This is a genomic window from Streptococcus sp. DD11 (assembly GCF_001578865.1).
In the GTDB taxonomy this organism is placed as follows: Bacteria; Bacillota; Bacilli; order Lactobacillales; family Streptococcaceae; genus Streptococcus; species Streptococcus panodentis.
Genome location: NZ_KQ969427.1, coordinates 1 through 593 on the forward strand (window position 1 = coordinate 1; position 593 = coordinate 593).

General features: G+C 48.1%; 1 protein-coding gene and 1 pseudogene. Both read right to left on the minus strand.

What is annotated here, in order from left to right; translation table 11 throughout:
• A pseudogene (locus STRDD11_RS13935) lies at positions 1-236 on the minus strand (hypothetical protein); the annotation flags it as partial.
• A gap of 92 nt (positions 237-328) precedes the next feature.
• Entirely contained in the window at positions 329-517 is a 189-nt protein-coding gene (locus STRDD11_RS13260) for a twin-arginine translocase TatA/TatE family subunit (protein ID WP_128837677.1), read from the minus strand.
• Between the last annotated feature and the right edge of the window lie 76 nt (positions 518-593).

Sequence of the window (593 nt, forward strand, 5' to 3'; positions counted from 1 at the left end):
CGTCTGTCTCCCTCTCTTGCTGCCAGAAGCTCTTTCAGCTCCGCTCTGCTGCCGACAGGCTCGCAAAGAGAGGTCTGCATCTGACAGGGAGAGTCCGGTCCATAGATTCGATAGAGAGCCGGAGCGTGATTTTCAGGATTCAGCCTTTCAAAAACTGCCTCATTTCCGTTTTTTTCTCCGCAGGGCAGCTGGGCTGGAGCAAATCTGACAGGGGATTTTCGATAGCCTGATGACATTCATTAAAGAGCATCTCTTCTCCTTATCTTTGGGGAAGCGGCAGCAGAAAATAGCTTAGAAAGCAAAAAAACACGGTTGCCCGTGCTTCCATCTATTCCTTGTCTTCTTTATGACTGGACCGGTCAGCTTCTTCGGCATTGCTGACAGCTTTCTTAAACTCAGAAAACATCTTGCCGATTGACTGGCCCAGTTCAGGCAGGCGTTTCGGTCCGAAAATCAGCAAAGCACCCAGAACGATGATGATGATTCCCGGCAAGCCGATGTCTTTTAAAATTCCCATTAGCTTTTCCTCTTTCTTTTTCTTTTGTAAATAGCTCTGCTGAGCAGGAGGCTGACTTCATAGAGCAAAATCAGGG

What these genes read in the sequence shown, in the direction of transcription:
- STRDD11_RS13260 (WP_128837677.1), bottom strand. Translation starts at nt 517, where the DNA reads ATGGGAATTTTAAAAGACATCGGCTTGCCGGGAATCATCATCATCGTT.